Here is a 24775-nt window from a genome sequence, read left to right as displayed (position 1 = left end):
TGCACGGTGAAAGGTCCCTCCGCATGCCTACGCAGACCCAGTACGGGTTGATGAGCCATGAGGAACTCGTTGCAGAGCACGAGCGCCAGTCCGCCAACTACGAACGGTTGAAGTCGGAGAAGCTGACGCTGGACCTGACCCGCGGCAAGCCCTCGCCCGAGCAGCTCGACCTCTCCGCGGAGTTGCTGTCGCTGCCGGGTGCCGACGACTTCCGCGACGGCAGCGGCACCGACACCCGCAACTACGGCGGCCTCACCGGCCTGCCCGAGCTGCGCGCGATCTTCGCCGAGCTGCTGAACATCCCGGTCGAGAACCTCGTCGCAGGAAATAACGCGAGCCTCGAGATCATGCACGATCTCGTCGTCTGGTCGTTGCTGCACGGCACCGTCGACTCGCCGCGCCCGTGGTCGCAGGAGTCGGTCGTCAAGTTCCTGTGCCCGGCGCCCGGCTACGACCGGCACTTCGCGATCACCGAGTCGCTCGGCATCGAGATGATCCCCGTGCCGCTGCGCGAGGACGGCCCCGACGTGCGGTTCATCGCCGATCTCGTCGCGAACGACCCGCAGATCAAGGGCATGTGGGCTGTGCCGACCTACTCGAACCCCACCGGCGCGGTGTACTCCGAGGAGGTCGCCCGCGAGTTGGTGTCGATACCGACGGCCGCTCCCGACTTCCGCATCTTCTGGGACAATGCCTACGCGGTGCACCCGCTCACCGAGCACCTCGCGCCCGCGATCGACATCCTCGGTCTGGCCGCGCAGGCCGGTCACCCGAACCGCGTGTTCGCGCTGGCGTCCACCTCGAAGATCACCTTCGCCGGTTCGGGCGTGAGCTTCTTCGGCAGCTCCACCGAGAACCTCACCTGGTACCAGAAGTACCTGGGCATCAAGACCATCGGTCCCGACAAGGTCAACCAGCTGCGTCACCTGCGCTTCTTCCGCGACGCCGACGGTGTGCGTGCCCACATGGCCACGCACCGCGAGATCCTCGCGCCGAAGTTCGCGCTCGTGCGCCGCATCCTCGAGGAGCGTCTCGGCACGTCGAAGGTCGCGTCGTGGACCGAGCCCGAGGGCGGCTACTTCATCAGCCTCGATGTCGTCGAGGGCACGGCGGCCCGCGTCATCGCCCTGGCGAAGGAGGCGGGTATCGCGCTGACGGGTGCCGGTTCGGCGTTCCCGTACAAGAAGGACCCCGAGGACAAGAACATCCGCCTCGCACCGAGCTTCCCTTCGCTCGGTGAGCTCGAGAAGGCCATGGACGGTGTCGCGACCTGCGTGCTGCTGGCCGCAGCGGAGAAGGCGCTCGCCGACAAGTAGTGCGTGGGTAGGTACGCAACGCGAGGACGAGGCTCGCAACATCGGCAGTCACTGCCGGCGTTGCGAGCCTCGATTCTTTGTTGCGTACCTCCGTCGACAAGAATCTGCACTCCGGGTGTGAGTTTGTTCCCAGCCTGTGGATAAAGTTGTGCACAACACGTGGACGGGCGGTGGACAACTCGGATCGGCCCTGGTCGGGGCATTCTCGGTGCCCGCCGTCACCGCGACTTGCTTTCCCCTACCGACCTGACATACTCGCTGGTCAGGGTCGCCGCATACCGTGCGGCGGGTTCGGAAGTGGTGAGTGTGATGGAAAACCGCGCTCTCGTGAATTCCGGAGTCGGCGTATCGGCCGTCGGATCTGTCACGGGGTGTCTCGGTGTACTGAAGGTGTTCCTACTGGCGCTCGACATCGAGGCGGCGCCCGAGACGCCCCCGCGGGTCCCACCCGTCGAGAAGGTGGAGCCCTTCCTGCCGGCACGCATCGCCGAGCAGCCCGAGACGGACCACGGTGTGCGTCCGCCGTGCCTGCTCGCGTTCCGGCACGTCGTCGACCCGACACGACCGGAGATCTCGTTCGGTGCGTCGACGGGGTCGCTGCGTGAGGCGCCGGACACGACCCGACCGTATGTGGGACACCCCGCGACGTGCGTGTCGCTGTGGGACGTCCCCGGCCACGGTCTCGTCCTGGCGCTGGAATCGCTGTCGGACCACGGGTCGCCGCTCGTCGACTGGCGCAGCGACCCGCTGCAGGACCGCGACGGCGCCGGTCTGCGCCCGGTGCTCGGCGAGTTCCTCGCGCCCTTCGAACTGACCGCCGACGCCTGCCTGAACGACGTGTTTCCCGGACTGAACAGGCGGTTGTGTGCGCCGACGACCTATCAGCCCCTGCACGAACTCGTCGTCCACCGCCACCGGGGAGTCGGCGATCGCGAGGTCGCCGAGGGCATGGTCGTGGAAGTGGTCTCGAGCGGCGGCGAACGCGTCCGCTCGCTCGTCGACGGCCCGCGCATCGGACCGGAGGCCCGCGCGGCGGCACGGTCCTGGGGTGTGTTGTGGAAGTGGGACCGGGTTCCGCTGGTGGACCGGCCCGTGCAGCCGGGAGCCACCATCGCCGTGCGGGAGGACTCCGGTGCGGTGCTGTTCGACCTCGAGGCCACCGCCCTCGGCAGCGACTATGTCGGGCACGGCACCCGCGAGATGATCTACGGGCTCATCCCGTGGGTGGCGGTGCGGGCTCGGGCCTCCGCCGACTACTGGACGACCATGGAGCATCTGCGCCACCCCGACGGGCTCGGCGGCGATCGGCTGGCCACGGTCCTCGACGACATCGCGATCATGCAGGCGCGCCGGATGGAACGGGCCCTGCTGCGCAAGGAATCGATCCACGACGACCGGTTCCACTCGTGGACGCAACCCACCCAGCTGCGAGCACTCATGGCCGGCCGGGTCGCCGACGAGTTGGCCGAACTCGACGCGGAACTGTCCGAGGCCGTGGACATCGTCGAGCACGCCCTGCTGCGCAGTGCCGAGTTGCGCGGTGCGAGGCATACCCGCTTGGCCAAGGGCTGGTCCGCGGCGGCGTCGGTCATCGCCGTCGTGGCGTTGTTCGCCGCCCTGGCCGCCGTTCCGGACACCTCGCAACCGACGCTGTTCCCGCACTGGCTGCATGCTCTGACCACGTCGATCGCGCTCACCCTGGGCATCGTGATCGCGGTGGTCGTGTGGCGCCGCCCCTGACGCGCAGGGCATGATCGTCTGCATGTCCTCGACGCTGAACCTGGTCGGAGATCCCGACGCCGACGCACTGCTGGCCGAGAACCCGCTGGCGCTTCTCATCGGCATGCTGCTCGACCAGCAGGTGGCGATGGAGGTCGCGTTCGCGGGACCGAAGAAGCTCGCCGACCGTCTCGGCGGTCTCGACGTGTACCGCATCGCGTCGGCCGACCCCGACGAGTTCGTCGCGGTGTGCGCGCAGCAACCGGCCGTCCACCGGTTCCCCAAGTCGATGGGACAGCGGATCCAGGCGCTGTGCGCGGTGATCGTCGAGGACTACGACGGCGACGCCTCCGCACTGTGGACGTCCGGCGACCCGGACGGCAAGGAAGTGCTGCGGCGGCTGAAGAAGCTGCCGGGCTACGGCGACCAGAAGGCACGTATCTTCCTGGCGCTGCTCGGCAAGCAGATGGGTGTGCGGCCCGAGGGATGGCGCGAGGCCGCCGGCGACTATGGGCACGAGGATGCGCGCCGGTCGATCGCCGACGTCGTCGACGAGCAGTCGCTGCGCGAGGTGCGCGAGTTCAAGAAGTCGATGAAGGTAGCGAAGAAGTCATGAGACGCGTCGCAGCGGTGTGCGGCGCCGCCGTCGCCTTCGCCGGGGGAACCGTGGGCGTGGCCTCGGCCGGCGGGGGAGACGACCGGGTCGTCCTCCGGCCCGGCGACGGGATCGTGTTCTCCGCGGAGCCGACACCGGGTTGGTGTTCGGTGGCGGCGGTCGGGCACGACGACGCGGGTCGGCTCGTCGCGATCACGGCGGGGCACTGCTATCAGACGGGATCGTCGCCCGTCTGGAAGGTCGAGGAGCAGCACCGCGGGCCGATCGGAACCGAAACGGATGTCGCGAGTACGGGTTCGGTCGATCAGCTGGGATTTCCCACCGACGAGATCGCCGACTACGCGGTGGTCCTGCTCGACGAGACCCGCGTGCGGGGATCGAACACGTCGGTGCCCAACGACCGGGGAGAGCGAGTCGTGCTCGAATCGGTCGCGGCGTTCGGCGAAGGCGAGCTGCCGGCCGGAACACATTGCGCGGCAGGGCGGAGCACGTCGGTGGCCTGCGCGACCGGCGATGTGCGGGTGGACGGGAACCTGATGTCCTCGCCGCTGCTCATGCGACCGGGCGATTCCGGCGGGCCGCTCGTGCGTACCGAGACGGGCGAATGGATGGGACTGTCGGTGGGTTACCGGTTCCCGCAGACCGCGGTCTCCGACGACCGGCAGGTTCCCGACACGAGGTTCGCCGCCTACCAGCGGGCCGACCGGATCCTCGCCGAGATCGACGCGCGCGACGGGATCGGCTCGGGGTTCCGTCTCGTCGACACCCCCTGACCGATCCCGCCCGCGTTACCGTCAGATCTTCTCGAAACGTGGAATCAGGTGTTCGGCAACGTTTTTCGCCTCGTCGATGAGCGGCCATCCGGCGAGGATGAGGGAGGTCGGTCCGGTCGCGTCGCGCAGGGTGCGCACGTGGCCGGTGATCTCGTCCGGGTCGCCGACGTAGTAGACGGCCGACGATCCCGTGGCGAAGATGTCCAGCGGTGACCACGCGGTGATGCCCGCGTAGAGGCCGTCGCCGAGATACAGGTCCTCGGGTTCGGGCAGCTTGCCGGCGTTGATGGTGTCGACCCAGCCCTGCCGCTGCGCGTCGCGCGCGGTGAAGGTCTTCAGATCCTGCTTGCCGTGCGTGCGGCGGCGCACCGCCCGGTCGAGCACGTCCTGGATCTGCTCGATGCCGGCCTTCTCGAACAGCGACCGGAACCGTTCGAGTGCCTCGTCCCGATTCGGACGCACGATGACGCCGGACAGAGCGCCGAAATCGGTGTACTCGCGCCCCTCCGTTGCAGCGGATTCGCGTGCAGCGGTGAGCTTCTCCGTGACGAACGAGGTCTCGCGCAGCATGATCAGGTAGGCGTCGAGCACCTTGCCGGCGTTCTGCAGACCGGCGGGGGAGTCGCCCGTTCCCCACAGCGGGACCGAGTGGTCCGCAGGAGCATCGATGCGCAGCGGGGTGTTGGGGAAGTTCGACGCGGTGCCCTCGGCATAGATGCGCCGGAACTCCGCCCAGTACTTCTCACCGAGCTCGTACCGACGGTCGTGCTCGACGTTCATGTCGTACTTGGTGAGGATGTTCTCCCGGCCGTTGACCGAGTTGATCATCAGGCGACCGCCGCTGAACGCGTCGAAGGTCAGGGCCTTCTCGGCGAGCAGTCGCGCGGGCGTCATGTTCGCGTAGATCGCGACGAGGAACTTCATCCGGCTGGTGTGCGCCGCAGCCCAGGTCGCCGAGATGAAGGGGTCGTTCGGCCAGGTCGCGACGAGCGCACCTTCGAAGCCGCCGTCGTCGATGGTCTTCGCGAGTTCGATCTGCCGCTGCCCGTCCACCGGGTACAACCCGCCGGGGCTCCAGGGGTAGTCGCCGTCGGCCTGGGTGAGATACCAGAAGGTCTTGATGGGCATTACTTCGTGTCCTTCGAGGGGAGTTCGAACGGTTCGACGCGGGCGCGGGCGCGCAGCGTGCCGGCGTCCACGGCGAACAGGGCGTCGAGGTAGGCGACGGCGAAGGAGCCGGGGCCGGTGGAGTTCTCCTCGGCGATCTCGGACGCCACGGCGACGTGCGTGTGGGCGGCCGCGAGGCCGACGAGAGGGGTCTCCGCGACCGCGAGATAGGCCGCGACGAGTCCACCGAGGGAGCATCCGGTGGAGGTCACGCGCGGCAACATGGCGCTGCCACCGGCGATGCGCAATCCGACGATCCCGCCGTCGCGGTCGCGGCCGACGAGGTAGTCGACGGGACCGGAGGCCGACACGGCGTCCGCGCGGTCGAGCAGCGCGAGCGCGGCAGGCACGGCAGCAGCGGCCTCGTCGGCGCTGTCGACGCCACGCGTGTCACCGCCCAGACCGGCCAGCGCGATGATCTCGGAGGCGTTGCCGCGGATCGCGGTGGGACGGAACTTCAGCAGGTCGGCGGCGAGCGAGGTGCGCCACGCCAGTCCGCCCACGCCCACGGGATCGAGGACCCACGGGGTGCCGGCGTCGTGCGCGGCCTCGGCCGCGCGGGTGAAGGCCACCGAGGTCTCGTCGAAGGGCGTGCCGAGGTTGACGAGCACTCCACCGGCGATGCGCGCGAAATCGCCTGCCTCGTGGGCGTTGTCGATGTGCGCGTTACTGGCGCCTGCGGCGAGCAGCACGTTGGTGAGGAAGTTGGCCGAGACGATGTTGGTCAGCGAGTGCACCAGCGGCGTCTGCGCGCGCAGGGCGTCGAGGGTGACGGCGAGATCATCGACGGTGGGGGTCGTGGTCACGGGAGATCCTGTCGGGAGGAGGGGAGGGGACGAAGCGGGTCAGGATCGCGGACATCGCATCATGCGTCGCCCTTCCCTTCTCCGAGTGTCCGCACGGGGAGTGCGGGGTCGGCGGTCCACTCCTCGAGGGATCCGTCGTAGACGGCGATGTCGTCGTGGCCCGTCCGGACCAGTGCGAGCGCCACCAGGCAGGCCGAGACGCCGCCACCGCAGTAGAGGATCAGGGGCCGGGAGGTATCGGCGAGGGCCTGCTCGGCCAGCTCGGCGATCCGATCGGTGCTCCGCAGGACGCCGTCGGCGAGCAGGCTCTTGGCCGGCAGGTTCCGGCTCCCGCCGATGTGCCCGCGGCGCGTGTAACGAGTGGTGGCGGTGCCTGCGAACTGCTCGGCGTCGAGCGCACAGACGAGGGTGCCCGGTGCGTCACCGGACACCACGGCGAGCACGTCGTCGCGATCGCGCCACAGGCCGTGGTCGGGCAGCCCGGTCCGGGATGTGGTGGCAGTGCGCTCGGCGGCGTCGCCGGTTTCCACGGGCAGGTCGAGTGCGGTCCAACGGGCGTGGCCGCCGTCGAGGACGCGGGCGGAGACACCGATGTTGCGCAGCATCCACCACAGCCGGGACGCCCAGGTCATGCCGCCGTCGTCGTAGATCACGAGGTCGGTGTCGGGGGTCACGCCGAGTTCGGTCAGGGCGGCCGCGAGGTCGTCCGGGGCGGGGCGGGAGAAGTGCAGGTCGGTGCCGGGGGCGCTGAATCCGCCGAGCAGGTCGGCGTGGACGGAGCCCGGGATGTGCGCGGCGCGCCAGGTCGCGTAGCCGGATTCCGGACGGTAGTCGCCGTCGAAACGGGGCTTCGGAAAGGTGACCGTGGCGTGCAGGACCGTGTGGGCGCCGGGGTCGCTCGCGAGCTCTTCGGCGCTGATCAGCACCTGTTCGTCCCGGAAAGCCGCCTCGGTCACGCGTTGGGTCCTCTCGTCGTGTTCGAGGAGCGACGCTAAACGACGAATAACGTATACGCAAGTATTCGTAAGTCCACGGTGGCATAATCGGCGCACGTAAACGGCATGCCTACGGAGGGTGTAGATGACCGAGCAGGACGCGACGGCCGAGCTGGAGAGCTCTCTTCTCGTCGAATCGCCCACCGGGCGCGACGACCAGACCTCCAAGCAGTACCTGCGCCTGCGCTCGGACATCCTGGCGGGGAAGTTCCCACGCGGCGCCGCTCTGCACGAGACCCAGCTCAGCGAGACCTACGGGGCGTCCCGCACCCCCATCCGCGAGGCGCTCAACTGGCTCGCGCACGACGGTCTGCTCGAACGGGCCAGTCGCGGCTTCCGGGTGCGTTCGGGCACCCCCGAGGACGTCATCGAGATCTATGCGGCGCGCGTCGCGCTCGAATCCGAGGCGGCCGGCGCCGCGGCGATCCGGCACACCGATCTCGACATGGCCCGGCTCGAGCGACTGCACGATTCGTGCTGCTCAGCCACCGACGACGGCGCGGTGCGCATCGGGAACTTCCGGTTCCACGAGGCGCTGTGGCAGGCCGCGCACAACACGACGATCACGACATTGCTCGTGCGTCTGACCACCCAGCTGCGGATCTACGACTCCGGGCCGCCGTCCAACTACGGCGAGCCCGATCTGCTCAACCGGGAGCACGCGCAGATCCTCGACGCCTTGCGGGCGCGGAACGAGTCCGCGGCCCGCGAACACATGCGTGCTCATCTCGAGCGCAGCCGCGAGCAGCGCATCCGCCTCTTCGCCCGCGGCTGAGCCTTCACTCCTGATCGGACGTGTCGATGTCGCCGGCGAGGATCCGGTACAGCGACTTCTTGGCTCCGGTGAGGACCGCGTGTGCCGCGGCGACCTCGGCGTCGGAACCGCTCATCGCGACCGACCGCGTCGCGACCTGCAGTTCGCGCAGTGCGAGTCGCAGGTCGGGGGCGTCGGAATCGGGATCGTGAGCGGCGAAGGGGTCGAGGAGCTCGTTTTCCGGATCGTCGATGTACGTGCGGCCCGCATCCGTCAGTGAGACGAGCTTGCGTCCGCCCTCCTTCTCGACGGTGACGAGTCCTTCGTCCTCGAGCTGGGAGATCGTCGGGTAGATCGCGCCGGGGCTGGGGCGCCAGGCGCCGCCTGTCCGTTCGGCGATCGCTTCCATGAGCTGGTAGCCGTGCATCGGTTCGGTGCCGAGCAGGCGCAGCACGGCCGCGCGGACGTCGCCTCGCTGTGCTCGGCCGCGTCGTCCTCCTCGCGGGCCGCCGTGTCCCCGTCCGCCGCCACCGCGGTGCGGGCGGAAGCCGGGTTCGTCGTGCGGGTGGTGTCCGCGACGGCGGGGGCCGTCGGCGCGGAACGGGCCGCCGGGAAGATCTCGATCGTGCATGGCGCGGCGACGGCCGCGGGGATGTTCGTGGGTTCGCATCTGTGCGTCTCCTTCTATGTCGATACGGTCACGATAGATCTCGATATATCGTTAACGCAACAGTGGTCTCGGCCACAGATGTCAACGGACCGACCTCCGTGCATGTCGGGAGCCGCCGGTACGCTCGGCGCGTGGCTCTGTACCGGAAGTATCGACCTGCGACCTTCGCGGAGGTGGTGGGGCAGGAGCACGTCACCGTGCCCCTCAGCACGGCGCTCGACACGGGCCGCATCAACCACGCCTACCTGTTCTCGGGTCCTCGTGGATGCGGCAAGACGTCCTCGGCGCGCATCCTCGCCCGCTCGCTCAACTGCGAGACCGGCCCCACGTCCACGCCGTGCGGAACGTGCCGGTCGTGCGTGTCGCTCGGCCCGGGCGGTGGAGGCAACCTCGACGTCACCGAACTCGACGCCGCGAGCCACGGCGGTGTCGACGACACCCGCGAACTCCGCGACCGCGCGTTCTACGCTCCGGCCGAATCGCGCTACCGCATCTTCATCATCGACGAGGCGCACATGGTCACCACGCAGGGCTTCAACGCCCTGCTCAAGATCGTGGAGGAGCCGCCGGAGCACCTCATCTTCGTCTTCGCGACCACCGAGCCCGAGAAGGTGCTGCCCACCATCCGGTCGCGCACGCACCACTATCCCTTCCGGCTCCTCGCTCCCACGGCGATGCGGGGTCTGCTCGAGCAGATCTGCGGCCAGGAGAACGTGCCCGTCGAGGACGCGGTCTATCCGCTGGTCATCCGTGCCGGCGGTGGATCCCCCCGCGACTCGCTGTCGGTGATGGACCAGCTCCTCGCCGGTGCCGGCCCCGAGGGCGTCACCTACGAGCGCGCCCTGTCGCTGCTCGGCGTCACCGACGTCGCCCTCATCGACGAGGCCGTCGATTCGCTCGCAGCCGGCGACGGCGCGGCGCTGTTCGGCACCGTCGAGAAGGTCATGGACGCCGGGCACGACCCGCGTCGTTTCGCCGTCGACCTTCTCGAACGCCTCCGCGACCTCATCCTCATGAAGTCCGTCCCCGACGCCGCCGAGCGCGGACTCGTCGACGCACCCGGCGACGTCCTCGAGCGGATGCGCGACGAAGCGACCCGCCTGGGCCCGGCCACCCTCACCCGCTACGCCGAGATCGTGCACGCCGGGCTCGGCGAGATGCGCGGTGCGACGTCGCCGCGTCTGCTGCTCGAGGTGATGTGCGCGCGCATGCTGCTCCCCGCGGCGTCCGACGCGGAAACCGCTGTCCTGCAACGCCTCGAACGACTCGAGCAGGGCATCGTCGCAGCCCCGGCGGGAAGTGTCGCGCCGAAGCCGGTGGCAGTACCCGCCGCGCCTGCCGCACCGCCCATCTCGCCCGACGAACCCGCGGCACGTTTCCAGCGTCCCTCCCAGCGCCGGGCAGCGGAGGCGGCGCCTGCCGCACCGTCCAACGAGACTGCTCAGCCCCGCGAGACTGCTCAGCCCCGCGAGGCCGCTCAGCCGCAGCCGGAAGCTGCCCAGCAACCCCCTGCCCAGCAGGCACCGGTGCAGCCCGAACCGGCCCAGCCGGCACCTGCCCCGACACCGCCTCCCGCCGCCGCGCAACCTCCCGTCGTCCCGGAGGCTCCACAGCCGCAGAGTGTGCCCGACGAGGTTGCCGCGCAGGAGGTTCCGCCGCCCGCCCCCGAGGAGCCGGTTGCTCCCGAACCCGAGCCCGAACCCGCCCGCGCGGCAGGCGGTCCCGACGCAGCCCAGATGCGGGGCGTGTGGTCGGAGGTGCGCGCGAAGGTCCGCGAACGCAGCCGCACCGTCGAGGTGATGCTCTCGGGCGCCACGGTCCGATCGGTCGACGGCACCCGCGTCGTTCTCGTGCACGACTCCGCTCCGCTCGCGAAGCGACTCGCCGACGCGCGCAACGCCACGGTCATCGCCGATGCGCTGAAGGCGGTCTTCGGTGGAGAGTTCGAGGTCACCTGCGTCCACGGATCCGCTGCTGCGGAGGCGCCTGCCAGAACCCCGGCACCCGAAAAGAATTCGCGTCCGGCGGGTCAACCGCGTTTCTCCCGGCCGAGCCAGGCGAAGAATGCCGCGCCGCNCCGGCGGCCGCACCGTCGGCTGCCCCGACGTTCACGCGTCCGTCCGTGGAGAGCGTCGACGACATCCCGCCGCCCGAAGCCCCCGATCTTCCCGACGACCCGGGCCCCGGCTACGACGCGCCGCCGCCCGACCCGTCGCAGATGACGGAGGCGGACGTCGAGGAGATGTTCGCCGAGGCCGCCACGCCCGGCGACCCGTCGACGCGCCGCGATCCGGAGGAAGTCGCGATCGAACTGCTCAAGGACGTGCTGGGAGCGAAACCGCTCGACGAGAAGTAGTCGTACCGGGCCTGGAGTTGCCGACGAGCAGTATCAGCTCTGCGGGTAGAAGTCGTCGTGGTCGACGGTGAAGTGGTACTGGCGGCCGACGAACGCGAACCCGTGCCCCAGTTCGAGGAGTACCTGTTCGAGGCGTGTCATCAGTGCCGCTTCGAGTTCTCGTTCCGCGGCCCGCTCGTCGAGATCGAAGAAATCGAAGATGTACGGGCCGCGGACGAGTTGCTGTGCGAGGTCGGAGTCCTGTGGAGGAAGATGGTCCGGAAAATTCGACGGCGCGGCACCTACACGGCGATGTAACTGCCCGACGATCTGATGAGTCAGAACGTGACGCGACCACCCGTGTTCTGCTGCGCGAGCTGCGTACCAGTCGCGAAGCTCTCGGTTGTCGGGCTTCTCGAGAAGGACCGTCACATGTCCCATGGCAATTGTGCGACAGGCTGTTGCACTATTTCCTGGGCCAGGCGTCCGCGAAGGACCGCATGTAGAAGAGATTGCGGCGCGAGAGACCGCGCATGTGTGGAAACTCGGAGCGCAGGTCCCTGGCCAGTTGGTCGACGAACCTGTGCTTCGAGTTCGTCCAGGAATTGCGGATAGTCCTCGGGAAGCCGATGGTCTTCTCGGTCACGGCCACATGGTGCCCTCGGGATACGACAGAAATACGAATGCCGACGTCGTCATGGCCAGCGATCGAAGGGTGCCGTCGCATCGCGCTCACCCGGCGATTCGTATCTGTTGCCGACGGGTATCGCCTCATCATGAACCTGCACGAACTCCTGCGCGCCGTCGAATCGTTCGACGCTGTGGATCGGCCCGCCGAGCGCATCGCGCAGCGCATGCGGCGAGTCCTCGACGGCTCCGTCGTCGACGACCTGCTCCGAGGTTCCTGGCTCGGACACCCCGTCCATCCGCTTCTCGTCACCGTCCCGATCGGGTCGTGGGTGTCCGCGGCGGCGTTGGACGCGCTGCCCGGGCAGCGCACCGCGTCCCGGCGACTCGTCGCGTTGGGACTGGGCGCGGCGGTCCCGACGATCGTCACCGGCTACACCGACTTCTCCACCCTGGAGGATGCCCCTCAGCGCAGGGTCGGTGCGGTGCACGCCGTGTCCAACGCGATCGGGGTGATCTGCATGGCGACGTCCTATCGCGCGCGACGTGCCCGCCACGACCGGGCGGGGACGATGTGGACTTTGATCGGTCTCGGCGCGGTCGGAGTCGGTGGCGCTCTCGGCGGTCACCTCTCCTACGCCCAGGGTGGCGGAGTGTATCGGTGGCAGCGACCGTCCGAGAGTGTCGATCTTGCAGCCGAACTCGAGGACATCGGCGCCAAGCGCTGAGCACTAGTCCCCGAGGTTCACAACCGAGAAACGAGGCTCACAACCCTGATGGTCGACCACCAGGATTGTGAACCTCCGTCTATCCGCACACGGCGGTCAGCGCGATCTCGAGCGGTGCCCCGCCGGGCAGGGTGTGGACGCCGACGGCGGTGCGCGCCGGTAGCGCATCCACACCGAGTTCGCGTTCGATCAGGTCCGACGCGCCGTCCGCGACCACCGACAGATCGACGAAACCGGGCGCGCTCGCGACGTAGACGACCATCTCGACCGGCCGGAACGACGTGGCCTCCGGCAGCGTCGCGCGGATCGCTGCCAACGCGTTGCCCACCGCGACGACCGCGGCGGCCCGGGCCTGTTCGACGGTGACCTCCGCGCCGACCCGTCCGGTGAGGATCAGCTCGCCGTCTCGCCGTGGGGTCATGCCCGCCGTGCGGACGGTGTCGCCGGCCAACACGGCCGGGACGTATCGCCCCTGCGGACGCGGTGCGACAGCGGTCACATCAGTGGACACCCATGGCGAAGCAATGTCAGAGGACACCCAGAGCCACCCCCTCCTGTCGTGGATCGCTGCCGCCGGAGAGCACCCCGCGGTCGTCGATCGAGATCACCTGCGCGCTGCCCTCGGCGTCGAGTGGTTCGAGCACTTCCACCAGGTGGCCGAGTTCGCGCAGTTCGTCGCACACGCCGTCGGCGACGTCGCCTTCGATCCGCAATGCGGTCGGTTCGCCGAGCACGTTGGCGTCCGATCCCGGGAAGACGGTGAAGCGCGGCGCCGAGACCGCCTCCTGGGGGTCGAGACCGTGGTCGAGCAGGTGCGACAGCAACTGCATGTTCCACTGCACCTGGCCGTCGCCACCGGGCGTGTTGCCCACATGCCGCAGCTCACCCGCCGAGTCGGTGACGATCCACGCGTTGAGTGTGTGCAGGGGCTTGCGGCGCGGCGCCACCTCGTTCGGATGCCCGTCGATCAGGTAGGCACCGCGACCGAGCCGGTTGTTGAGCACGATGCCGGTGCCGGGCACGGTGAGCTTCGCTCCGAAGGTGAACGCCAGCGAGTGGATGAACGACACCGCCCGCCCCTCGGAGTCCACGGCGACGAACGACGTCGTGTCCCCGGCGGAGACGGCGAACGCCTCGGCCGGTGCACGCCCGTCGATCCGTGCGCGACCGGCTGCGATGTTCGCGGGATCGAGCACCCGTGCGACCCCGTCGTTGTCCGACGAGCACCAGCGGAGCCTGTCTTCGAAGGCGACGGTGGCCGCGCGGGCCATCCGGTCGATCGATGCCGCGCCGAGCACAGGGTGGGTGCCGAGCGCGTCGTCGCACAGGGCGGCCTGGTGCAGCACCATCCATCCCGGTGTGGGGAGCGGGGTCTGGTGCACGACGTGACCGGCATAGCTGCCGGTGAGCGCCGCCTCCGCGTCCACTGACGCCCCGGCCTGCCATTCGTCGCCGCTGAACGGTGCTCCGCCCCCCTGCAGCGCAGCCACGCAGCGTTCGGCGAGCGTGCCGGTGTAGAACGATGCCGGATCCTCGGCCAGGGCACGGATCGTGCGGGCCAGATCGGGCTGGGGAAGCACGTCGCCGAGGCGCGGGACCCGGTCGCCCGGTGCGTACACCGAGGCGAGTCCGGCGTCGCCGCGGATCGCATGCAGAGCGGTCTGCACGTCGGTTCGGGTCTTCGCCGAGCACGGCAGGCCGCTCTCGGCGATCCGGGCTGCCGGCGCCCACAGTTCGGGCANGCTCCCCGCCGGTGCAGTGCCGCCAGCGCGGCGGGTGCGCCGGGAACGGCGACGGCGAGCGCCCCGTCGAGCGGGATCGTGTCGAGTCCCCGTGCCCGGTAGAAATCCGGTGTACCGCCGTCGGGTCCGTAACCGCTGCCGTTGACGGTCCACACCGACCCGTCGGGCTCGCGGACCACGGCGAACGCGTCGCCGCCGATGCCGCACTGCCCGGGCAGGGTCAGCCACGTGACCGCTGCCATCGCCAGGGCCGCGTCGACGGCGTTGCCACCGTCCTCGAGGACGCGGACCCCGGCGAGGCTCGCGAGCGGATGACTCGACGCGACCATGCCTCCGGTCGCGACCGTCGCCGGTCGTGTCGCGCGCCGACTCATGCCGATCGCATCCGACGTCGACGGGGTCCTTCCGGCGGCTCGGCGGGGTCGATCCCGACGAAGATCTCGCCGTCGCGCTCCTCGCACGGATAGGTCTTGATGGGCTCGGTGGCCGGCGGGCAGATCGGCTCACCGGTCTCGAGGTCGAATGCGCTTCCGTGGCAGGAGCATCCGATGCCGTCCTGGACGAGCTTGCCGGACGACAGCAGGCAGTCGAGGTGTGAGCAGTAGTTGGACGTCGCGTACGCCTTGCCGTCCAGTCGGGAGATGGCGAACTCGTAGTCCTCGGCGTAGAACCGGCGGACGATGCCTTCGGGCACCTGCCCGGATCGGGCCACTCGCTTGAACTCCATGGTCTTTCCTCCAGGCTTGTCGAGGGTCGGTGTCGCCGGTCAGGCGTCGGGGGACAGGTAGACGGTCTTCTCGGACTGGTAGAACTGCATGAGCGTGGGGCCGGCCTGTTCCTTGAAGGTCTGCGTGCTCGACTGCTTGTAGCCGCCGAACGGCGCGTTCATGGCCATTCCCGTCGTGGGCTGGTTGACCTTCACGAGCCCGGTCCGCGACCCGGCGATGAAACGCTGTGCAGCGGACAGACTCCGGGTGACGACCGAGGCGCTGAGCCCGAAGGCGGTGTCATTCGCCAGAGCCAGGGCCTCGTCGAAGGAGCCGGCGCGCTGGAAGGCCAGGACCGGGCCGAAGATCTCGTCGGTGAGCAGGCGCATCCCCGGGGCGGTGTCTGCGAACACTGTGGGCCGCACGAAGAATCCGTCTCGCAGCGCGTCGTCCTCGCATCGCACGCCGCCGCACACGAGCCGTGCGCCTTCGTCCGTGCCGATGGTGACGTACTCGAGGAACTTGTCGAGCTGACCGCGACCCGCGAGCGGGCCGACATCGACGGCGGCACCCGAACCTGGTCCCACCCGCAGTGCGAGGGTGCGTTCGGCGACCTTCTCGAGCAACTCGTCGTGGATTGCGTCGACGGCGACGACCCGGCTGGTGCCGGTGCACGCCTGGCCCGACAACCCGAAGGCGCCCTTGACGATCAGTGCGGCTGCGGCGTCGAGGTCGGCGTCGGCCAGCACGACGACGGGATTCTTGCCGCCCATCTCCAGCTGCACGCGCCGGTCGGGGCCGACGCTGCGGTGGATGGCGCGTCCGACCTCGGTGGAGCCGGTGAAGGTCACGGCCGCGACCCGTTCGTCGCCGGACACGGCCGCGCCTGCCTTGCCGTCGCCCTGGACGAGTGCGATCGCGCCGGGCGGCAGACCACCGGCGAGGAGGGCCTCGACGAGTCGCTGCCCCATCAGCGGGGTGATCTCGGACGGCTTGAACAGCACCGTGTTGCCGGCGGCGAGCGCCGGACCGAGCTTGCGGGAGGGGATGTTGAGCGGGAAGTTCCACGGTGTGATGGCACCGACGATCCCGATCGGTTCGCGCACGGTGTAGATCGTCGTGGATCCGGGGGCCGGGAAGGTCGCACCGGTGGCGCGCAGTGCCTCACCTGCGTAGAAGCGCAGGTTCATGGGGGTGCGAGTCACCTCCATCGACGCCTCGGCGCGGGTCTTGCCCTCTTCGCGGATCAGTTCGTCGACGAGTTCGGCCGAGTGTGCGGCGAGGTGGTCGGCGGCTGCTTCGAGGATCGCGGCGCGGCGTTCGGGCGGGGCGGCGGCCCATTCGGGCGCGGCCTTGTCGAGAGCATCGACCGCGTTGCGGACGTCGATGGCGTCGGAGTCCGGGAAGGTGCCGATCAGATCGGTCTCGTCGGCGGGGTTGCGGCGTTCGAAGACCGCGCCGGAGGCGGCCGGTACCCAGTTGCCGTCGATGTGGTTCAGTCCGGTGATCGTCATGCGGGTTCGACCTCCTCGTACATCTCCCACAGATCGGTGTCCTCGTCGGCGAGCAGCGCTGCGTCGACCCTGCGGCCGATGAGTTCGCGGGCCGCCATGATGTCCTCGCCGCGGTCCATCGCGAAGGCAGCGGTCAGAACGTCGCCGGCGAGGTAGAAGACCGAGAACTCTCCGCTGTCGGTGTCACCGCGGACGACGAGTTCGGTTGTTCCGGAAGCTGATCCGGCGAACTGGATGTTGGTGTCGTACTGATCGGACCAGAACCAGTGCGGGTCGTCGGAGAGCGACTGCCGCCCGACGATCGCGTCGGCGACCACCGCGGCCTGGCGGTTCGCGTTGTCGAAGTGTTCGACGCGCACGTGCCGGCCTTCGCGCGGAAAGAACCGCTTCGCGACATCGCCTGCCGCATAGATGTTCTCGACCGAGGTGCGCCCGGTGGCGTCGACCACGATCCCGCCGTCGACGGCGAGTCCGCTCGCCGCCGCGATGTCGGTGTTGGGGACGATGCCGATGCCGACGACCACGGCGTCGGCCTCGACGATTCCGGTGGTGGTCGCGATCCGCACGCCATCATCGGAGGTGGTCACCGAGGCGACGCCCGTGCCGGCGCGCAGGTCGACACCGTTGCGGTGGTGCAGTTCGGCGCAGTGCCGGCCGACCTGCTCGCCGAGGATGCCTCCGAGGAGGTGTTCGGCCTGTTCGAGGACCGTCACCGTCACGCCGAGAGATCTTGCGGTCGCTGCGATCTCGAGTCCGATGAAGCCCCCGCCGACGATCGCGAGACTCGAGCCCGGGGTCAGGCGGGCTGCGAGGGCGGTCGCGTCGTCGAGGGTGCGCAGGTAGTGGACGAGATCGGGCCGGGATCCGGTGGTGGTGAGGGTGCGGGGGCGTCCGCCCGTGGCGAGGACGATCGCGTCGGCGGCGATCTCGCCGCCGTCGAACTCGACGGTGCGGGTCGCGGTGTCGATGCGCTGAACCGACACACCCTTTCGGATGTCGATGTCGTTGGCGTCGAGCCATTTCCGGGTCAGCAGTGCGAGTGAGTCGACTCCTTCGCGGCCTGCGAGGAATTCCTTCGACAGGGGTGGGCGCTGGTAGGGGGCGTGCTGCTCGTCGCCGAGCAGCACGATACGTCCGTCGAAGCCGCGGCGGCGCAGGGTGCGTGCGGCGACGGCGGCGACCTGGCCGGCGCCCACTGTGACTACGGTGCGAACGGTCATGCCGAGCACTCCTTTCCGGATGCGGCCGGTGCCGGACGCGGGGTGGGGTCGACGAGGACGGTCTCGTCGCGCACGAGGACGGGATAGACCGGCTGGCAGAGGTCCTGGTCCTCTTCGTATCCGGTCTCGAGATCGAAGCGCCACTGGTGGCCGGGGCAGATGACCCGGCCGTGCAGAAGCGTGCCCTTCGCGAGCGAACGGTCCTGGTGGATGCACAGGTCGGCGAAGGCGTAGATGCGGTCGTTCGCATGGAACAGTGCGATCGCGAGGCCGTCGACCTCCACGCGGAGTTTGCGGCGGCGGGTCACCTCTTTCACCGTGGCGACGGCGACCCAGGTCGGGGACTCCGCGGCGGTGTCGGTGCCGGCGGTCCCGCTGCCCATGATTTCGGTGGACATGCTTCTCCTTCGCTCGTGTGCGAGACCGGGAGCGGAAGCCGCGAGCGACTTCCGCTCCCGCGCATCGGATCAGGCGGACGCCAGCTCCAGATCGGGGGCGACGTACGTGTCGTACAGGCCCTTCGTGTACGAGAAACGCATCTCCGCTCCCCAGCGAACGAGCTGCAGGCAGCGCTGCTGCAGCTGCGGGGTGTCGGCGCAGTCGAGGACGATCTGGTAGCCGCGCTCACCGTGCACCACGTCCGAGGTGATGTGCAGGTCGAAGAACTCGATCTCGTCCTCGGTGAAGCCGTACACCTCGCGGAGCGGGACGATCTGCTTCTTGTAGATGCTCGGCACCTGCGATTCGAGGCCCACGACAAGGGCCGCGGTGGCGACGACGAAGTGTTCGCGCTGCGACACCGCGTAGCACCAGGCCTGCAGTCCGCGGGTGACCGCGTTCATGTTGTTCGGATCCTCGACGCGCTCCTTGGTGGTGCCGCACGCCTCGGCGAACTTGATGAGCAGGTCGGTGTGCCGGATGTCGGCCAGCTCCTCCTCGTACATGTTCTGGAGGGTGAAGTCCTTGGCGTCGGTGAAGTGATCGGGGGTGTTGGAGTAGATGTTCGCCAGGTAGTCGGCGAAGGGGCCGACGTAGTGGTAGTGGTTCTCGGCCCACCGGGCGAAGTGGTGCTTCTCGAGCTTGCCCTCGGCCCACGCCTTGCTGAACGATGCGTTCTTCGCTTCGCGTCCCTTGATGGCGTCTTCGAGTGCGGCGCGGAATTCGTCGCGTCCGAGCAGTTCGGTCATGATGATGCCTTTCGATGAGGAGGTCGTGCGGGGGGATGCGATCAGGCGTTGATCGCGGAGGTCAGGGCTTCGAATTCGGCGATCATGGCGGCGCCGACCGCTTTGTCCTGCTCGCCGTTGCCGCCGCTGATGCCGACGGCGCCGACGATCTGTCCGTCGTAGACGAGGGGGAAGCCGCCGACGAAGATCGCGAACTTCCCGGGGAGCATGTGGCTGATGCCGAACGCTTCGTTGCCGGGGAGTGCGGGTCCGTTGGGACCCTCGTTGAACAGGTGGGTGGCGCGCTCGTGGCCGGCGGCGGTGAACGCCTTCGCCATGGCGATCTCGACGCCGGTGAGGCGGGCGCCGGGAAGCCGGTGCAGAGCAATGACGTTCGCGCTCTCGTCGCAGACGCAGAGGGTCTGCTTCACGCCGATCTCCTCGGCCTTCGCGCGGCCGGCGGCCAGCAGGGGGAGTGCGTCGTCGAGGGTGATGCGGTGGATTCGATGCATTGGTCTCCACTTTCGGAGTCGGGTCGGAGAGTCGGACGATTCCTGGTCCGCGTCGGGATCCGTGTGCGTCCCGCCGATGTCGCGTCGCTGAAGTGTCGGCGGGTGCCGGAGCGGTGGAGCGGTGTGTCCGGCGTGGCTCATTTCTAACAGGGCCGTGCGCCGATGGGGACGGTCAGGATCACCGTCGTTTTCGGGATTCGGTGTACACAGTGCACATGCGTCTGGGGCGCATGACTCTGGTATCTGGTGTAGAAAGTGCACACCGCCACGGTGTCGACGGGCCCACCCCCTCACAGCCCGCCGATGCTCCCGATGGAAGCAGGTCCCCATGGAATCGAGCCCGCGTCTGACAGTCCGAGGGCTGCTCGACGAACCGCTCATGGAGGGCGCCCGGGTCGTGGATCGGGAGGCCGATCTCGACCGGGCGCTCACCTGGGTGCTGCCGTTCGGCGAGGTCGTCGGCCGATTCGATGATCTCACCGGCGTCGCCGTGTACATGCGGCCGGAGGCACTGGCCGACAGCGCGCACGCCCTGTCCGCGCTCGCGGCCCGCGACGCGGCGGCCTTGGTCGTCGACGGCGCGGTGCCCGCCGGAATGTCCTTGCCGGCAGGACTGGTGGTGATCGAACTCGACCTGCCCGTCGGATTCGCGGCACTCAACCGGTTGCTCGCCGAGCGGTCGCTGATGCAGGAAGTGCACGTCATGCGCTATTCCGCGCACGTGCACTCGACGCTCGCCGGTCTGCTGCACCGCGGCGCGGGACTGACCCTGCTCGTCAAGGAGGTCTCGGCGCTCGCACAGCATCCGGCGATCGCACTCGATGCACGTGGTCAGGCCGTCGCCTTCCACGGCGTGGATGCCGTTCGGGCGGAAGAGATCTCGACGATACTGCACAAGCAGCTGTCGACGGTGACGGCCGCGGAACGTCACGCCCCCCACGACACCCGCGTGCTGGAGGAGGTCGTCGGAGGCACACCCTGGACGTGCACGGCCAGCACCATCCGGCTCGGCAAACGGTTCGAGGGCTGGGTGGTCGTGCTCGCCTCGGGCGCGTCTCCCGGACCGCACGAGCTGGCCCAGCACGCGGTCGTCACCGAACAGGCGACGGCGATCATCGGATCGGAGATGCTGCGGCAACGCAGTGTCGACGAGGCCGAGGAACGGGCCCGCGGCGATTTCGTGCAGGCGCTGGTGCACGGCAGTTTCACCAGCCAGCACGACATGCAGGCGCGCGCCGAGTACCACGACATCGATCTCACCTCGTCGTTCGCGGTCTTCGTCGCGCCCGGTTACGGGGAGAACCCGGCCGGTCCGGGTGGCGACGAATCCGGTGGACTGTTGCGGTTGGCCCGGTACGCGGCGAGCGTCCTGCCCCACCCGTCGGTGCGCTCGTATGTCACGGTGATCGGCGACGTCCTGGTGGTGGTGCGGTCGCTCCGCTACCGCGACCCGAGCGACGTCGAACTCGAGATCGCCGAATACGCCGACGCGGTGTCGCAGGACCTGTCCCGCCGGCGCGTGCGTCCGGTGCCCGTCGCCCACGGCGCTCCGGCCGTCGGCGTGGACCAGATCCGGGAGAGCTACCGGCAGGCCCGCGTGGCGCTCGGCATCGGGCAGCGGCTCGGGATGTCGGGTTCGGTGGCCTACCGCGACCTGCGGGGTTACGGTGTGCTCGAGCTGGTCGCCGAGACCGATCGCAGCCGCAGATTCGTCGGCGACGTATTCGGGACGCTCAAGCCCGGCACCGACCTGTACGACACCCTGCTGGCCTATCTCGCGGCCGGCGGGAACGTCAACGCGGCGGCGCGGGAGCTGTCGGTCCACCGCAACACGATGCTGTCGAAGCTGGACCGGATCTCCCGTGCGATGGGGATGGACGTCCGGCTGCCGGAGAACCAGTTCACGGCCTGGCTCGCCGTCCGCCTCGAGCTTCTCGACCGGTTGCGCACCTCGGTCGAGAACGAGATCAACTACCGCTGAGAGCGGTCGACTCGGAGCCGGTCGGTGCGTGATCCTCGGGGTCGGCCCCCAGGAACGACGCGGCGAACCCCGCGCACACGACCACGGCGCACACCGCGAAGAGCGGTCCGACCGTCCACGAACCGAGCGCGACGGTCACCCACGCGGCCCCGACGGCGGAGCCGCCGAAGCGGATCAGGTTGAACACCCCCAGGCCCGTCCCGCGCTCGCCCGCCGGGGACCGCGTCGAGCCGGCCGCCGCGGGGGTCTGCACGGCGGCGATGCCGGCACCGGTGATCGCCAGGACGGTCGCGACGAGCCACAGCCGCGGTTCGTCCGCCGAGAGGACGACGGCAAGCGCGATCTGACCGACGAGCAGCACCACCAGTCCCGCCCGCAACATGTGCCGTCCGCCGACGCGATCGACAGTGCGGCCGACCACCGGTGCGAGGACCGCCATGACTGCGGGCAGTGCGAACAGGATCGCCCCGGCCGTGGCCGTCGACGCGCCCGTCGCGTGCAACCGCAGCGGCACCGCCAGCAGAGCGGCGCCCAGGCAGAACATCTGCGCGAAGGCGGCGGCCGCGCTCCGCGCGAATCTGCTCTCGACCAACAGTCGGACGTCGACGAACGGCACGTCCGCGCGTAGGCAGTGCACGACGAAACCGACCAGTACGACGATCGAGACCGCCAGGGCGATCCCCGCGACGGACGTGGGAACACCTGCTTGTCCGAACATGCTCAGTCCCAGCACGACTCCGGCGGAACCGAGGGTCAGTGCGATCGCACCGGGCACGTCGAGGGTCATCCGGCGGCCGGGGAAGATCGGGATCCAGCGCAACGTCCCGGCAAGACCGATCAGTGCAATCGGGATCATCGGGACGAATACCCATCGCCAACCCCAATGTCCCGCAACGAAACCGCCGAGGGTGGGGCCGATGGCCTGACCGAGTCCGTTCACGGTGGCCCACGCGCCCACCGCGCGTGCGCGTCGATGCGCGCCGAACAGCCACGCGATCAACCCCATGACAGCAGGCGCAAATGCAGCCGCCGCGACTCCGCCGAGGGCGCGCCAGACCACGAGGATCTCGAGGGTCGGCGCCGTCGCCGCTCCGGCCGCACAGATCGCGGTGCCGAGCAGGGCACCGCAGTAGACGCGACGCCGACCGTATCGGTCACCGATGTACCCTGCAAAGGGCATTGTCGCAGCAAAAGTGAGAAGGAAGCCGACGGCCAGGAGTGCGCCGTCTTCGAGGCTCGCGTCGAAGTCGGAAAGTATCTGTGGCAGTGGGACATTGATGATGTTGTTGCTCAATGTCCCGACGAGGGTTCCGGCGAGCAGGGCGGACAGGGCCAGGGGAGTGCCCGTATCCGTCTCGGCTGCCGGCGCTGCCGGTGTATCGGTGCGAGTGGTCATCGAACTCTCCGGAACCTCGGGGAACTGCGCGGCACGGTTCGTACCGTCGAACCACTTTCGCACTGCGCTACCGTCGGATGCATCGCCATCGCGGAGTGAAGGTGCACATCGGATCCGCGTGAGCCGGTGCAGGGTGCATATTCGACGACGTCATGAGGGCGGCGCGGGGCGCGCGACACATGTTCGTAGCAATATTTCACACCGGAGCGCTTCGTCGTCACGAAATCGCAAAAGTGGAACACAGTGCACAACTAGCGTGGCGGGCACTGTGCACCGTTCTCGTTGACCGAGCACGGGCCGTAGCGGAAAGTTCCCCCAATACATCGAGTTCCCATTCACCGTCCACGAACACAGCCCGACTCGTTCCACCCCCTGTCGAAGGAATCGCCTTGGACGTACAACTCACCGCCGCGCACTGGGTCTACCTGGCCGGCATCCTCGTCATCCTGGCCACCATGGCCCTGCGGAAGAACATCGTCGTTCCTGCAGTCGTCGCAACCTTCCTGACCGCACTGACGTTCTCCGGCAGCATCGTCACGGGACTGTCGGCCATCTTCAATGCGAGCCTCGTCGCGGCGAAGGAACTGTTCAACATCTTCCTCATCATCGCGATGGTCACGGCCATGCTCGGCGCGCTGCGCCAGCTCGGCGCCGACCGGATGATGGTCGCGCCGTTCCGGCGGGTCATGCGTGCGGGCACCAGCAGCTTCCTCGTCCTCGCCGCGGTCACCTACGTGATCTCCCTGTTCTTCTGGCCCACCCCGGCCGTGCCCCTCGTCGGCGCGGTGCTCATCCCCGTCGCGATCCGCGCGGGCATGTCCCCGCTGTCGGTGGGCATGGTCATCGCGATCTGCGGCCAGGGCATGGCGCTGTCCTCGGACTACATCATCAAGGTGGCGCCCGGTATCTCCGCATCGGCGGCCGGCGTCGAGGCCGACGCCGTGGCGGACAAAGCCATGGTCCTGTCCCTGATCGTCGGCGGCACGGCTCTGCTGATCACCTACCTCGTGCAGAAGCGGCATTGGCGTGCACCGTCCCCCGACCTCCTCGTCGAGTGGGAGGCCGCAGCCGACCGCGGCATCGGTGACACAGCCGACCGCGGCATCGGTGACACAGCCGACCGCGGCATCGGCGAGACCCGTGACGACTCCTCGGGCGACGGGGGTGGCTCCCGTCCTCCGCGTCGGCCGGAACCCGCCGGTGGCCCCAGCGGCGGCGGAGAGCAGGCGGCGACGGCCACGGCGGTGCTCGTGGCGCCGTCCGACCCGATCGCCGACCCCGACTCCGCGGCGGAGAAGGAACGCCGCGGTACCGCGAAGGCGTTCGCGATGCTCGTGCCGCTCGCCTACCTCGCGTTCATCGTCTACTTGATGCTGGGCAAGTTCACCGAGGTCGTGCCGCCACTGCAGGGTGGTGACGCCGCCGCGATCGTGGGTGGGATCGCAGCGCTGATCCTGTTCGCCGCCGCAGCGTCGACCGACCGCGGAGGTTTCCTCGAGACCACCTCGGACCATCTCGTCGACGGCCTGGTCTTCGCCTTCAAGGCCATGGGCTGCGTCCTCCCGATCGCCGGCTTCTTCTTCATCGGCAATCCGGAGTTCGCGGGACCGATCCTCGGCATCTCCGCCGACGCCGCAGGCCCGGCTATCCTGTTCGACCTCGTGACCACGGTGCAGTCGCACCTTCCGCAGAACGCCTTCATCACGTCCTTCGGCATCCTGCTCATCGGCCTCGTCGCCGGGCTCGACGGGTCCGGATTCAGCGGACTGCCCCTCACCGGTGCGCTGTCGGGTGCTCTCGGACCGGCCGTCGACGTCGACCCCTCGACGCTCGCGGCGATCGGTCAGATGGGCAACATCTGGGCCGGTGGCGGCGTCATCATCGCCTGGTCCTCGCTGGTCGCGGTGGCCGGTTTCGCCCGGGTGCCCGTGCTCGATCTCGCCCGCAAGTGCTTCCTGCCGGTGATGGCGGGGCTGATCCTCTCGACCGTCTTCGCAGTCCTGGTGTTCTGACGACGGCGCGTATTCCGAC

The 24775-nt window shown here is 69.0% G+C and carries 22 protein-coding genes and 4 pseudogenes; 10 read left to right on the top strand and 16 right to left on the bottom strand.

Annotation, left to right across the window (positions count from 1 at the left end; translation table 11 throughout):
* Positions 1-23 precede the first annotated feature (23 nt).
* The 4 genes from QR64_RS18670 to QR64_RS18655 all read left to right on the top strand — a co-directional run bounded on the left by QR64_RS18670 (position 24) and on the right by QR64_RS18655 (position 4424).
* On the top strand, positions 24-1316 hold the full coding sequence (locus QR64_RS18670; protein ID WP_033097939.1) for an aminotransferase class I/II-fold pyridoxal phosphate-dependent enzyme: 1293 nt from the start codon (positions 24-26) through the stop codon (positions 1314-1316).
* Between the two features lie 309 nt (positions 1317-1625).
* Positions 1626-3056 (top strand): hypothetical protein, encoded by a 1431-nt coding sequence (locus QR64_RS18665; RefSeq protein WP_039586698.1) that lies wholly within the window; start codon positions 1626-1628, stop codon positions 3054-3056.
* 22 nt (positions 3057-3078) lie between these two features.
* Positions 3079-3651 carry an HhH-GPD-type base excision DNA repair protein gene (locus tag QR64_RS18660; protein WP_039586768.1) on the top strand — a complete coding sequence of 191 codons (573 nt, stop codon included), beginning with the start codon at positions 3079-3081 and terminating at the stop codon, positions 3649-3651.
* On the top strand, positions 3648-4424 hold the full coding sequence (locus tag QR64_RS18655; RefSeq protein ID WP_006552503.1) for a trypsin-like peptidase domain-containing protein: 777 nt from the start codon (positions 3648-3650) through the stop codon (positions 4422-4424). The genes QR64_RS18660 and QR64_RS18655 overlap by 4 nt, the downstream gene beginning before the upstream one ends.
* A gap of 21 nt (positions 4425-4445) precedes the next feature.
* Here the strand turns inward: QR64_RS18655 and QR64_RS18650 are convergent, their stop codons facing one another.
* Genes QR64_RS18650 through QR64_RS18640 form a run of 3 tightly spaced genes read right to left on the bottom strand, consistent with a single transcriptional unit; the run spans position 4446 to position 7353 of the window.
* Entirely contained in the window at positions 4446-5552 is a 1107-nt protein-coding gene (locus QR64_RS18650) for an LLM class flavin-dependent oxidoreductase (protein ID WP_039586697.1), read from the bottom strand.
* Entirely contained in the window at positions 5552-6397 is an 846-nt protein-coding gene (gene thiM, locus QR64_RS18645) for a hydroxyethylthiazole kinase (RefSeq protein ID WP_006552501.1), read from the bottom strand. Before thiM ends, QR64_RS18650 begins: the two co-directional genes overlap by 1 nt.
* A 59-nt stretch (positions 6398-6456) precedes the next feature.
* Positions 6457-7353, bottom strand: coding sequence for a sulfurtransferase (locus QR64_RS18640; protein WP_039586692.1), 897 nt, complete (start codon positions 7351-7353; stop codon positions 6457-6459).
* Between the two features lie 124 nt (positions 7354-7477).
* Here QR64_RS18640 and QR64_RS18635 point away from each other — a divergent pair, with 124 nt between their 5' ends.
* Positions 7478-8167, top strand: coding sequence for a GntR family transcriptional regulator (locus tag QR64_RS18635; protein WP_006552499.1), 690 nt, complete (start codon positions 7478-7480; stop codon positions 8165-8167).
* A gap of 4 nt (positions 8168-8171) precedes the next feature.
* Here the strand turns inward: QR64_RS18635 and QR64_RS18630 are convergent, their stop codons facing one another.
* Positions 8172-8816, bottom strand: a complete 645-nt coding sequence (locus QR64_RS18630; protein WP_019290285.1) for a PadR family transcriptional regulator — start codon at positions 8814-8816, stop codon at positions 8172-8174.
* Between the two features lie 2 nt (positions 8817-8818).
* Between QR64_RS18630 and QR64_RS18625 the strand changes: the two are divergent.
* Both QR64_RS18625 and QR64_RS28195 read left to right on the top strand, forming a co-directional pair.
* A pseudogene (locus QR64_RS18625) lies at positions 8819-10892 on the top strand (DNA polymerase III subunit gamma and tau); the annotation flags it as partial.
* Between the two features lies 1 nt (position 10893).
* Positions 10894-11172 (top strand): annotated as a pseudogene (locus tag QR64_RS28195) (DNA polymerase III subunit gamma/tau); the annotation flags it as partial.
* A 33-nt stretch (positions 11173-11205) separates the two neighbouring features.
* Here QR64_RS28195 and QR64_RS28190 read toward each other — a convergent pair.
* Entirely contained in the window at positions 11206-11583 is a 378-nt protein-coding gene (locus QR64_RS28190; protein ID WP_235367227.1) for a PDDEXK nuclease domain-containing protein, read from the bottom strand.
* Between the two features lie 34 nt (positions 11584-11617).
* Entirely contained in the window at positions 11618-11797 is a 180-nt protein-coding gene (locus tag QR64_RS28185) for a DUF1016 N-terminal domain-containing protein (protein WP_235367226.1), read from the bottom strand.
* A 130-nt stretch (positions 11798-11927) separates the two neighbouring features.
* Between QR64_RS28185 and QR64_RS18615 the strand changes: the two genes are divergently transcribed.
* Positions 11928-12506: a DUF2231 domain-containing protein gene (locus QR64_RS18615; RefSeq protein ID WP_019290281.1), complete on the top strand. Its 579-nt coding sequence runs from the start codon at positions 11928-11930 to the stop codon at positions 12504-12506.
* A gap of 79 nt (positions 12507-12585) precedes the next feature.
* On the opposite strand, the gene QR64_RS18610 is transcribed toward QR64_RS18615, so the two are convergent.
* From QR64_RS18610 to QR64_RS18575, 9 genes and pseudogenes are all read right to left on the bottom strand, one after another.
* On the bottom strand, positions 12586-13005 hold the full coding sequence (locus tag QR64_RS18610; protein ID WP_084222369.1) for a RidA family protein: 420 nt from the start codon (positions 13003-13005) through the stop codon (positions 12586-12588).
* 28 nt (positions 13006-13033) lie between these two features.
* Positions 13034-14247 (bottom strand): annotated as a pseudogene (locus tag QR64_RS18605) (gamma-glutamyltransferase); the annotation flags it as partial.
* Between the two features lies 1 nt (position 14248).
* A pseudogene (locus QR64_RS28180) lies at positions 14249-14622 on the bottom strand (gamma-glutamyltransferase); the annotation flags it as partial.
* The gene (locus QR64_RS18600) at positions 14619-14975 is read right to left on the bottom strand and encodes a Rieske (2Fe-2S) protein (RefSeq protein ID WP_006552493.1); all 357 of its coding nucleotides are present in this window, start codon (positions 14973-14975) and stop codon (positions 14619-14621) included. The pseudogene QR64_RS28180 and the gene QR64_RS18600, both read right to left, overlap by 4 nt.
* A gap of 39 nt (positions 14976-15014) precedes the next feature.
* Complete coding sequence (locus QR64_RS18595) at positions 15015-16469, bottom strand: aldehyde dehydrogenase family protein (protein ID WP_019290277.1); 1455 nt, start codon at positions 16467-16469, stop codon at positions 15015-15017.
* A complete protein-coding gene (locus tag QR64_RS18590) occupies positions 16466-17689 on the bottom strand; it encodes an NAD(P)/FAD-dependent oxidoreductase (protein WP_039586766.1) in 1224 nt (407 codons plus the stop codon). Before QR64_RS18590 ends, QR64_RS18595 begins: the two co-directional genes overlap by 4 nt.
* The gene (locus tag QR64_RS18585) at positions 17686-18072 is read right to left on the bottom strand and encodes a Rieske (2Fe-2S) protein (RefSeq protein ID WP_051121625.1); all 387 of its coding nucleotides are present in this window, start codon (positions 18070-18072) and stop codon (positions 17686-17688) included. The genes QR64_RS18590 and QR64_RS18585 overlap by 4 nt, the downstream gene beginning before the upstream one ends.
* Before the next feature lie 84 nt (positions 18073-18156).
* Positions 18157-18876, bottom strand: a complete 720-nt coding sequence (locus tag QR64_RS18580; RefSeq protein ID WP_006552489.1) for a TenA family transcriptional regulator — start codon at positions 18874-18876, stop codon at positions 18157-18159.
* A gap of 41 nt (positions 18877-18917) precedes the next feature.
* On the bottom strand, positions 18918-19367 hold the full coding sequence (locus QR64_RS18575) for a GlcG/HbpS family heme-binding protein (RefSeq protein WP_006552488.1): 450 nt from the start codon (positions 19365-19367) through the stop codon (positions 18918-18920).
* Between the two features lie 328 nt (positions 19368-19695).
* Here QR64_RS18575 and QR64_RS18570 point away from each other — a divergent pair, with 328 nt between their 5' ends.
* Positions 19696-21348 (top strand): PucR family transcriptional regulator, encoded by a 1653-nt coding sequence (locus QR64_RS18570; protein WP_039586686.1) that lies wholly within the window; start codon positions 19696-19698, stop codon positions 21346-21348.
* On the opposite strand, the gene QR64_RS18565 is transcribed toward QR64_RS18570, so the two are convergent.
* Positions 21335-22807 (bottom strand): MFS transporter, encoded by a 1473-nt coding sequence (locus QR64_RS18565; RefSeq protein WP_039586684.1) that lies wholly within the window; start codon positions 22805-22807, stop codon positions 21335-21337. The two genes, QR64_RS18570 and QR64_RS18565, sit on opposite strands and share 14 nt — an antisense overlap.
* A gap of 326 nt (positions 22808-23133) precedes the next feature.
* Here QR64_RS18565 and QR64_RS18560 point away from each other — a divergent pair, with 326 nt between their 5' ends.
* Entirely contained in the window at positions 23134-24756 is a 1623-nt protein-coding gene (locus QR64_RS18560) for a hypothetical protein (protein WP_039586682.1), read from the top strand.
* Positions 24757-24775 lie beyond the last annotated feature (19 nt).

Origin of the sequence: Rhodococcus sp. Chr-9 (assembly GCF_000801125.1) — a bacterium.
In the GTDB taxonomy this organism is placed as follows: Bacteria; Actinomycetota; Actinomycetes; order Mycobacteriales; family Mycobacteriaceae; genus Rhodococcus; species Rhodococcus pyridinivorans.
The sequence above is the reverse complement of the archived record's forward strand: the minus strand, read 5'-3'. Positions and strand labels throughout refer to the sequence as shown.

Coding starts and splice junctions, on each gene's coding strand:
- QR64_RS18630 (WP_019290285.1), bottom strand. CDS start 8,816: ATGCGAACCCACGAACATCCCCGCGGCCGTCGCCGCGCCATGCACGAT.
- QR64_RS18570 (WP_039586686.1), top strand. CDS start 19,696: ATGGAATCGAGCCCGCGTCTGACAGTCCGAGGGCTGCTCGACGAACCG.
- QR64_RS18665 (WP_039586698.1), top strand. CDS start 1,626: ATGGAAAACCGCGCTCTCGTGAATTCCGGAGTCGGCGTATCGGCCGTC.
- QR64_RS18590 (WP_039586766.1), bottom strand. CDS start 17,689: ATGACCGTTCGCACCGTAGTCACAGTGGGCGCCGGCCAGGTCGCCGCC.
- QR64_RS18585 (WP_051121625.1), bottom strand. CDS start 18,072: ATGGGCAGCGGGACCGCCGGCACCGACACCGCCGCGGAGTCCCCGACC.
- QR64_RS18615 (WP_019290281.1), top strand. CDS start 11,928: ATGAACCTGCACGAACTCCTGCGCGCCGTCGAATCGTTCGACGCTGTG.
- QR64_RS18595 (WP_019290277.1), bottom strand. CDS start 16,469: ATGACGATCACCGGACTGAACCACATCGACGGCAACTGGGTACCGGCC.
- QR64_RS18575 (WP_006552488.1), bottom strand. CDS start 19,367: ATGCATCGAATCCACCGCATCACCCTCGACGACGCACTCCCCCTGCTG.
- QR64_RS18580 (WP_006552489.1), bottom strand. CDS start 18,876: ATGACCGAACTGCTCGGACGCGACGAATTCCGCGCCGCACTCGAAGAC.
- QR64_RS18670 (WP_033097939.1), top strand. CDS start 24: ATGCCTACGCAGACCCAGTACGGGTTGATGAGCCATGAGGAACTCGTT.
- QR64_RS18600 (WP_006552493.1), bottom strand. CDS start 14,975: ATGGAGTTCAAGCGAGTGGCCCGATCCGGGCAGGTGCCCGAAGGCATC.
- QR64_RS18660 (WP_039586768.1), top strand. CDS start 3,079: ATGTCCTCGACGCTGAACCTGGTCGGAGATCCCGACGCCGACGCACTG.
- QR64_RS18655 (WP_006552503.1), top strand. CDS start 3,648: ATGAGACGCGTCGCAGCGGTGTGCGGCGCCGCCGTCGCCTTCGCCGGG.
- QR64_RS18635 (WP_006552499.1), top strand. CDS start 7,478: ATGACCGAGCAGGACGCGACGGCCGAGCTGGAGAGCTCTCTTCTCGTC.
- QR64_RS18650 (WP_039586697.1), bottom strand. CDS start 5,552: ATGCCCATCAAGACCTTCTGGTATCTCACCCAGGCCGACGGCGACTAC.